The sequence below is a fragment of the Streptomyces sp. PA03-1a genome, assembly GCF_033792805.1.
Taxonomy (GTDB): Bacteria; Actinomycetota; Actinomycetes; order Streptomycetales; family Streptomycetaceae; genus Actinacidiphila.
In genome coordinates this window covers 1-8,167 of record NZ_JARAVO010000334.1, presented here as the reverse complement: position 1 = coordinate 8,167, position 8,167 = coordinate 1, and the positions used below count along the sequence as shown (strand labels likewise).

Below are 8,167 nucleotides of genomic sequence, written 5' to 3'. Positions count from 1 at the left end.
CGTACAACCCGCCCTCGTACGGGCCGCCGTCCTACCCCACCCGGCCCGCCTGGGACACCCCGGTCCCGGGGCCCCGGCGCCGCCGCTGGGGCGGCGTGGTGTCCGCGGTCACCGCGGCGGTCGTGGCCGTCCTGGTCACCGTGACGGTCGTCGTCGACCCCTTCGGAGACGACCCGAAGAGGCGGTCCACCCCCACCGCCCAGGACCTGATCGCCGCCCGCAGGCCCACCGGCGGCTACAACGGCGCCCTCACCGGCGCCGTCAACCCGTCCACCGCCAAGGGCGGCACCCTCAGGCTCATCTCGGCCTACACCCCCGACTCCCTCGACCCGGCCCGCACCTACTCGCCGATCGTGTGGAACCTCGGCCGCCTCTACCTGCGCAAACTCGTCGACTTCGCCCCGCAGCCCGGCGCCGCGGGGACCCGGCTCGCCCCCGACCTCGCCACCAGCACCGGCACGATCTCCGACGGCGGCCGCACCTACACGTACACCCTCAAGGAGGGCGTCACCTTCGAGGACGGCACGCCGATCACCTCACGGGACGTCAAGTACGGCATCGAGCGCACCTTCGACAGGGACCTGTACCCCGGCGGCCCCACCCACCTGCGCGACCTGCTCGACCAGGGGCAGGACTACCCCGGCCCCTACAAGGACACCGACCCCGACGGGCTCGGCCTGAAGAGCGTCGAGACCCCCGACGACGGCACGATCGTCTTCCACCTCGACGCGCCCTTCGCCGACTTCCCCCACGTCCTCGCGCTGCCCATGTCCTCGCCCGTCCCGAAGGCGAAGGACACCAAGGAGAGCTACCAGGACCAGCCGGTCGCCAGCGGCCCCTACCGCATCGCCTCCTACGACGCCGCCAAGGGACTGCGCCTGGTGCGCAACGACAAGTGGGACCCGGCGACCGACGCGATACGCACCGCCCTGCCCGACGAGGTGGAGCTCACCATCGCCGCGGACGCGGCCGCCGTGGACACCGCCCTGATGAACGGCACCGCCGACCTCGACCTCGCCCAGGCCGGCGTCCAGGAGGCCACCCGGACCCGCATCCTCGCCGACGACGCGCTCAAGTCCCGCGCGGACCTCGTGCAGACCGGCGCGGTCCGCTACTTCTCCCTGCAGACCGCCGTCGCGCCCCTGGACGACTACCGCTGCCGCTGGGCCGTCCAGTACGCCACCGACCGCAGCCTGCTGCGTGACGCCCTGGGCGGCCAGGACGCGGGCGACGTCGCCGGCGGCATGCTCCCGCCGACCATCGGCGGCCACGACCGGCACCTGGACACCTACGGCACCGTGACCGGCGGCTCCTACCCCGACCAGGCCCGCCGCTTCCTCGGCGAATGCGGCCACGCCAAGGGGTTCAGCACGGTCGTCGCGGTCTCCGCCACCGATCAGGCAGCCCGCAAGGCCGCGCAGTCGCTGGCCGGCCAGCTCGCCAAGGTGGGCATCACGGCGACCGTGCAGACCCCCGACGCCGCCGACTTCTACGCCGCCCTCACCGACCAGCAGCAGATCAAGGACAAGGGCTGGGGCATCGTCATGACCACCTGGCAGTCCGACTGGCCCTCCCCGGCCGGCTTCCTGCGCCCGCTGCTGCTGCCGGACAGCCCCAGCAACTACGCGGGGCTGGACGACCGGGAGATCAACTCCCTGATGGACGAGGCCGACTCCGAGACCAACCGCAACGCCGCCGACAACCTCTGGCGCACCGTCGACTCCACCGCCCAGGACCGCGGCACGCTCCTGCCCTTCCTCTACGACCGCCGCCTCAACTACCGGTCCGACCGCCTGGCCAACGCCTACGTCCACCCGGCCCTGGGCGGCCTCGACATCCAGGCCCTCGGCGTCAAGGGCTGACCGGGCGGCGCCGGGTCAGGACAAGCGGGGCGTGCAGCGGGGGACGCCGCGGATACGGATGAGAGGGTGCGCAGGGCAGGTCCTGATCGACCCAGACGAGCTTGCCGCCGGTCGCGGACCGGAAGCCCCCCCGTGGCACAGCTGAGCGATCATGAAGAGGCCCCGGCCGTGCTCGTCGACGCCGCGAGCGTGGCGCAGGCGCGGGTGGCCACTGCCGCTGTCGAAGACTTCGCAGGTCAGGACCTGGTGCTTGATGAGCCTGAGACGCAGGGGGCCGACGCCGTGGCGGACGGCATCCGTTCAGGTGTGCGGCGCGGGAAAAGCCGATCTTCGTGCAATTCCAGCGAACCAGCCGGAGAGGTGCCTGAGGGCGGTCAGGCAGGCTCTCCTGGACGGTGGTCTGCTGGTGCGGGTACTGGCAGGCCCCCTGTCGATCGCCGGGTGACCACTGGGGCGGGGGCCTTTTCGGGAAACGCCCTCGACGGCTATTGTTCGAAACAATGCATTGAAGTGAGAGGGAATTGGCGTGGTGGGAACCGTGATTTTGCCGGGGTGGTGCGCAGAGCGTTAGCCTTGGCATATGGCCAAAGCGGCGTCCGGTTCGGGTGACAACAAGGAACTGAGCGATTTTCTGCGTTCGCGGCGCGCCCGGGTGGCTCCCGAGCAGGCCGGGGTCACGCCGGGGGCCAGTCGGCGTGTTCCGGGACTTCGTCGCGAGGAGGTCGCGTTCTCGGCCGGATTGAGCGTGGACTACTACATCCGTCTGGAACGCGGACGGGTGGCCAACGCCTCGGAGGCGGTGCTGGAGGCCGTGGCCCGGGCTCTGCAGCTCGACGACGCCGAGCGTGCGCACCTGTTCAACCTGGCCAGGCCGCAGTCCGTGGTCAGGGCCAGCCAGCCGGAGGTTCCGCGGAGAGTGCGTCCGGGCGCGTACGCCCTGCTCGAGGTTCTCGCGGACAGCCCTGCCATGATCCTGGACGGCCGGATGGACGTCCTCGCCGTCAACCGGATGGCCCGGGCGCTATTCGTCGATTTCGACGCCATGCCGGTCCGTGAACGTAATTTGGCGCGGTTCGTATTTCTCGATCCTGCGGCACGTGAACTGTTCATCGACTGGGACATGGCCGCCCGCATGGTGGTGACGGGGTTGCACCTGTACGCGGGTCAGAATCCGGACGACACGCGTCTGACCGAGCTGATCGGCCACTTGTCGGCCGCGGACGCCGACTTCAGCCGGTGGTGGTCGGCGCATGACGTGGAGGTGTTCTCCCACGGCACCAGGCGCTGTCGGCACCCTTTGCTCGGGGAATTCGTCCTCGACTACGAGACCCTCGTGTTCCCCGGTGACCCGGACCAGTGGTTGTACGTGTGCATGGCCCCCCCCGGCTCACCGTCCGCCGAGGCGTTGCGTTCCCTGGCCGGCCGGATCGGTGAATCGGACACCGGTCCGGAGCGGAGGTCACCTCCGGCTCCTGCGCCCTGACGGAGGCCGGGTTCCCCCGGTGCGGTGTCGGGGTCGGAACGGGTCCGCCCGCCAGGGCCTCAGCCGTCGAGCGCCTTCGACAGGGCGGCCGCGAAGCGGTCGGTCGTGGCGGGGTCGCGGACGGCGAGGCGGAGCCAGTCGGGGGACAGGCCGGGGAAGGTGTCGGCGCGGCGGACGGCGAAGCCGAGGTCGCGCAGGCGTTCACGGACGGAGGCCGCTCCGGGCAGGCGCAGCAGGACGAAGGGGCCGTGCGCCGGACCGGCGACTTCGACGGCGTCGAACTCGGCGAGCCGGCGCAGCAGGTGGGCGCGGTCGTCGGCGATCCGGCGGGCCGCCTCTTCGGCCTCCGCGAGGGCCGCGGGGGCGCTGCACGCCTCGGCGGCGGTGAGGCCGGGCGCGGAGACCGCCCACAGGGGCTGGGCGCGGCGCAGCGCCGCCACGCGCTCGCGGTCGCCGAGGACGTAGCCGACCCGCAGGCCCGCGAGGCCCCAGGTCTTGGTGAGGCTGCGCAGCACCACCAGGCCGGGCAGGTCGCGGCGGGCGGCGAGGCTCTCGGGCTCACCGGGCACCGCGTCCATGAACGCCTCGTCCACGACGAGGGTGCGGCCCGGCCGGGCCAGGCGGGCGAGGTCCGCCGCGGGGTGCAGCACGGAGGTGGGGTTGGTCGGGTTGCCGACGACGACCAGGTCGGCGGCGTCGGGCACCGCGCGCGGGTCGAGGCGGAAGCCGTCCTCCGCGCGCAGCACGACGCGGTGCACGGGGTGCCCGGCATCCCTCAGCGCCGCCTCCGGCTCCGTGAACTGCGGGTGCACGACCACCGCGTGGCGGGCCCGGGTGGTGCGGGCCAGCAGGACGAACGCCTCCGCGGCACCCGCCGTGAGCAGCACCTCCTCCACGGGTCGGCCGTGGCGGGCGGCGACCGCCCGGTGCGCGGCGCGGTCGTCGGGGTAGCCGGCCAGCCCGTCGAGGGTGGCGCCGAGGCGTTCCTTGAGCCACCGGGGCGGTGTTCCGGCGCGCACGTTCACGGCCAGGTCCGTCAGGTCCCCGCCGCCGTCGCGGACCTCGGCGTCGCCGTGGTGCCGCAGGTCGTGGTCGCACTCGCCGGGTTCCTGCCGCACGGCCCCGGCGTCGCCGGGCGGCGCGTGCCGTACGTCGGCCTCGGGACGCGCCTCGGCCCAACCCTCCGCCTGCTGCCGGACCCGCTCCTCCAGGGTCGCGTCCGCCGGGAAGCAGGTCAGCACGACGATCCGCCGGGCTCCGAGCCGTGCGCAGCGCTCCAGGCCCGCGGGCACGTCCGGCGCCGCCGTCGTCAGGAAGGCGGTCTCCACGCCCGCGTAGCCCCGGCCCTCCCACAGCAGCCGCGCGGTGCGGGCCACTTCGGCGTTGCCGGCGGCCTCGGGGGAACCGGCGCCGACCAGCAGCACCATGGTCGCCGCCAGATCCAGCGGCGTACGGCGGCCGCCGCCCAGCGCGGCGTCGACGCGCCGCTCCAGCACGTCCTCGGGCGGGGGGTTGCTCACGGTGCCTTCTCCTCCGTCGTGCCGTGCGTGCCGTGCCTGCTGTCCGTGCCGGGATCGGGCGTACGGTGCCGCGCCACGGCCGCGGTCGCCCTCGCCGTACCGCTCCCGGGGGCGGACTTCCTCTTCGGCACCAGCAGTTCGCCGCCGGGCGCCGCGGCGAGCGCGGCCGCCTCCGCGACGGAGGGCGTGCCGGCCGCGGCCAGCGGGGCGGCCGAGGGGCTCGGCACGTCGACCGCGGCCAGCGTACGCGCGTCGTACGTCACCAGGGGGACGCCCAGCCGCGCCGCCGCCGCGACGAGACCCGGCTCACCGGCCTTGCCGTCCACGGTCGCCAGCGCCGTGACGGACGGCTCCGGCACCCCGGCCTCGGCGAGCACGGACCGCACGAGCGCGAGCACTTCGGCCGCCGCCACCCCGCGGCCCGCCCCGACGCCGACGACGACGCTCACGCGGCCGCGCCCGCGCCCGAGCCGCCCGCGCAGGAGGCGACGAACCGCCGTGCCAGGGACGGCTCGGCGGCCCAGTGGACGTGCAGGTACGACGCGTGGACGCCGCCCCGCACGAAGCCCTCCACGCGCCGCTCCGGCCGGATCAGTCCCCAGGCGGGGGTGGCCCCGGCGACGGGCTCCACGACGGTGCGGTGGAACTCGTGGCCGCGCACCCGCGTCCCGGCGGCCGCCAGCGCGTTGTCGGCGATCGCGACCGCCTCGCGGTAGCCCAGGGTGAGCCGGTCCGACATGCGGGCCGTGGTGTCCAGCACCCCGCACATGGGACGTCCGTCCAGTTCCCGCCCGAGGTAGAGCAGGCCCGCGCACTCCGCCGTCACGGGCCCGGCGAAGGCGCCGACGGCCTTGCGCAGCGGCTCGTTGGCGGACAGTTCGTGGGCGTACATCTCGGGGAAGCCGCCGCCTATGACCAGCCCCGCGGCGCCGGGCGGCAGGTGGTCGTCGCGCAGCGGGTCGAAGGTGACGACCTCCGCCCCCGCCGCGGCGAGCAGTTCGAGGTGCTCGGCGTACGAGAAGGTGAACGCCGCCCCGCCCGCCACCGCGACCACCGGCCGTCCGCCCGGCGCCGCCGGACCGGCCGCCGCCTCCCGCGGGTCCCAGGGCTCGTCCGTGAGCGGGGGAGCACTGCGCGCCAGCGCCAGCAGCGCCTCCATGTCGCAGCCCTCCCGCACCCGGGCGGCCAGGGCCCGCACGGCGTCGACGGCGTCCGCGCGCCGCTCCGCGACCGGGACCAGACCCAGGTGCCGGGAGGGCGTGCCGACCGCCGTGTCGCGCCGCAGCGCGCCCAGCACGGGCACGCCGGCGCCGTCGAGGGCGTCGCGCAGCAGCTCCTCGTGCCGGTCGGATCCGACCTTGTTGAGGATGACGCCGGCGACCCGCACCTGCGGGTCCCACGAGGCGAAGCCGTGCACCAGCGCCGCCACCGAACGGGACTGCGACGAGGCGTCCACCACCAGCACCACCGGTGCCCGCAGCAGCTTCGCCACATGAGCGGTGGAGGCCAGCTCGCCCATCCCGGAGGCGCCGTCGAAGAGCCCCATCACGCCCTCCACGACGGCCAGGTCGGCCCCCCGCGCGCCGTGCAGGAACAGCGGCGCGATCCGCTCCGGGCCGCACATGTAGGCGTCCAGGTTGCGGCCCGGGCGGCCGGTGGCCAGCGCGTGGTAGCCGGGGTCGATGTAGTCGGGGCCCACCTTGTGCGGGGAGACCGCGAGCCCGGCCTCCGCGAAGGCGGCCATCAGACCCGTGGCGACGGTGGTCTTGCCGCTCCCCGAGGCCGGGGCCGCGACGACGATCCTGGCTACCACTCGATGCCCTTCTGGCCCTTCTGGCCGGCGTCCATCGGGTGCTTCACCTTGCCCATCTCGGTGACCAGGTCCGCGAAGTCCAGCAGCGGCTGCGGGGCGTTGCGCCCGGTGATGACGACGTGCTGGGTGCCGGGCCGGTCACGGAGCACGGAGACCACCTCGTCGGTGTCGATCCACCCCCAGTGCAGCGGGTAGGCGAACTCGTCCAGCACGTACAGCCGGTAGGTCTCGGCGGCCAGGTCGCGCTTGACCTGCTCCCAGCCCTCGCGCGCGGCGTCCTCGCTCTCCGAGATGTCCCGCTGGACCCAGGACCAGCCCTCGCCCATCTTGTGCCAGGCGACGGTGCCGCCCTCGCCGGAGGCGCCGAGCACGCGCAGCGCCCGTTCCTCGCCGACCTTCCACTTCGCGGACTTGACGAACTGGAAGACCCCGACCGGCCAGCCCTGGTTCCAGGCCCGCAGCGCCAGGCCGAAGGCGGCGGTCGACTTCCCCTTGCCGGTGCCGGTGTGCACCATCACCAGCGGCCGGTTGCGGCGCTGGCGCGTGGTCAGACCGTCCTGCGGCACCACACTCGGCTGTCCCTGCGGCATTACGCGGCCCTCCGTACGTCCCGTACCAGTGCCGCGACGCTGTCCGCGCGCAGCTCGTCCAACGTCACGGCGGTGCCGTGCAGTTCGCGGGCCAGCTCGCCCGCGAGCCCCAGGCGCACCGGCCCGGACTCGCAGTCGACGACCACCGACGCGGTGCCCTCGGCCGCCAGCAGCCGTGCGGCTCGCGCGGCCGTGCGTACCGGCTCGGGCCCGCCGGTCGCCCGGCCGTCGGTGACCACGACCAGCAGCGGGCGGCGCGAGGGGTCCCGCAGCCGCTCCACGCGCAGCACGTCCTGCGCCTTCAGCAGCCCGGCGGCCAGCGGGGTGCGGCCGCCGGTGGGCAGCTTCTCCAGGCGTGCCGCGCCCGCGTCGACCGACGAGGTCGGCGGCAGCGCCAGCTCCGCCGTCGCGCCGCGGAAGGTGACCAGGCCGACCTTGTCGCGCCGCTGGTAGGCGTCGAGCAGCAGCGACAGCACCGCGCCCTTGACCGCGCTCATGCGCTGCCGGGCGGCCATCGAGCCCGAGGCGTCGACGACGAAGAGCACCAGGTTGCCCTCGCGACCCTCCCGCACCGCTTCGCGCAGGTCGTCCCGGCGGATCACCAGGCCCGGGCCGCCCCGCCCGCGCGCCCGCTGGTGCGGGGCGGCGGCGAGCACGGTGGCGGCCAGGTGCAGCTTGGACAGGGTGCCGTGGGGCCGCCGGGCGCCGGTCGTCCTGCCGTGCGCGGTACGGGCCCGTGAGCGGCGGCCGGCGGCGCCCTCGCCGAGGCCGGGAACGGTCAGGGTGCGGGCCTTGAAGGGCTCGGCCGCGGGCACCGCGGCCCGTTCCCCGACGCCGCCCTGCGGCGCCTGCGAGGGCTCGGGCTGGGGACCGGAGTCCGCCGGCTCCCGGGGCGGGGC

6 protein-coding genes and 2 pseudogenes are annotated in these 8,167 nt (G+C 74.8%); 2 read left to right on the top strand and 6 right to left on the bottom strand.

Annotated features, from left to right (window positions below; translation table 11 throughout):
- Both PV341_RS41845 and PV341_RS41840 read left to right on the top strand, forming a co-directional pair.
- On the top strand, positions 1 to 1,862 hold a 1,862-nt coding region (locus tag PV341_RS41845; protein WP_500360602.1), incomplete at its 5' end, for an ABC transporter substrate-binding protein.
- Positions 1,863 to 2,442: 580 nt separating this feature from the next.
- Positions 2,443 to 3,345: a helix-turn-helix transcriptional regulator gene (locus PV341_RS41840; protein ID WP_500327322.1), complete on the top strand. Its 903-nt coding sequence runs from the start codon at positions 2,443 to 2,445 to the stop codon at positions 3,343 to 3,345.
- 59 nt (positions 3,346 to 3,404) lie between these two features.
- On the opposite strand, the gene cobC is transcribed toward PV341_RS41840, so the two are convergent.
- The 6 genes and pseudogenes from cobC to PV341_RS41810 form a co-directional block, all read right to left on the bottom strand.
- Positions 3,405 to 4,463, bottom strand: coding sequence for an Rv2231c family histidinol phosphate aminotransferase CobC (cobC, locus tag PV341_RS41835; protein ID WP_500327427.1), 1,059 nt, complete (start codon positions 4,461 to 4,463; stop codon positions 3,405 to 3,407).
- A gap of 75 nt (positions 4,464 to 4,538) precedes the next feature.
- Positions 4,539 to 4,772, bottom strand: a pseudogene (locus PV341_RS41830) (CbiX/SirB N-terminal domain-containing protein); the annotation flags it as partial.
- 161 nt (positions 4,773 to 4,933) lie between these two features.
- Positions 4,934 to 5,311, bottom strand: a pseudogene (locus PV341_RS41825) (cobalamin biosynthesis protein); the annotation flags it as partial.
- Complete coding sequence (locus tag PV341_RS41820) at positions 5,311 to 6,678, bottom strand: cobyrinic acid a,c-diamide synthase CobB (protein WP_500327324.1); 1,368 nt, start codon at positions 6,676 to 6,678, stop codon at positions 5,311 to 5,313. The gene PV341_RS41820 and the pseudogene PV341_RS41825, both read right to left, overlap by 1 nt.
- Positions 6,672 to 7,268, bottom strand: coding sequence for a cob(I)yrinic acid a,c-diamide adenosyltransferase (gene cobO, locus PV341_RS41815; protein ID WP_499511157.1), 597 nt, complete (start codon positions 7,266 to 7,268; stop codon positions 6,672 to 6,674). Before cobO ends, PV341_RS41820 begins: the two co-directional genes overlap by 7 nt.
- A partial coding sequence (locus tag PV341_RS41810) for a VWA domain-containing protein (protein WP_500360600.1) occupies positions 7,268 to 8,167 on the bottom strand: 900 nt, incomplete at its 5' end. The genes PV341_RS41810 and cobO, both read right to left, overlap by 1 nt.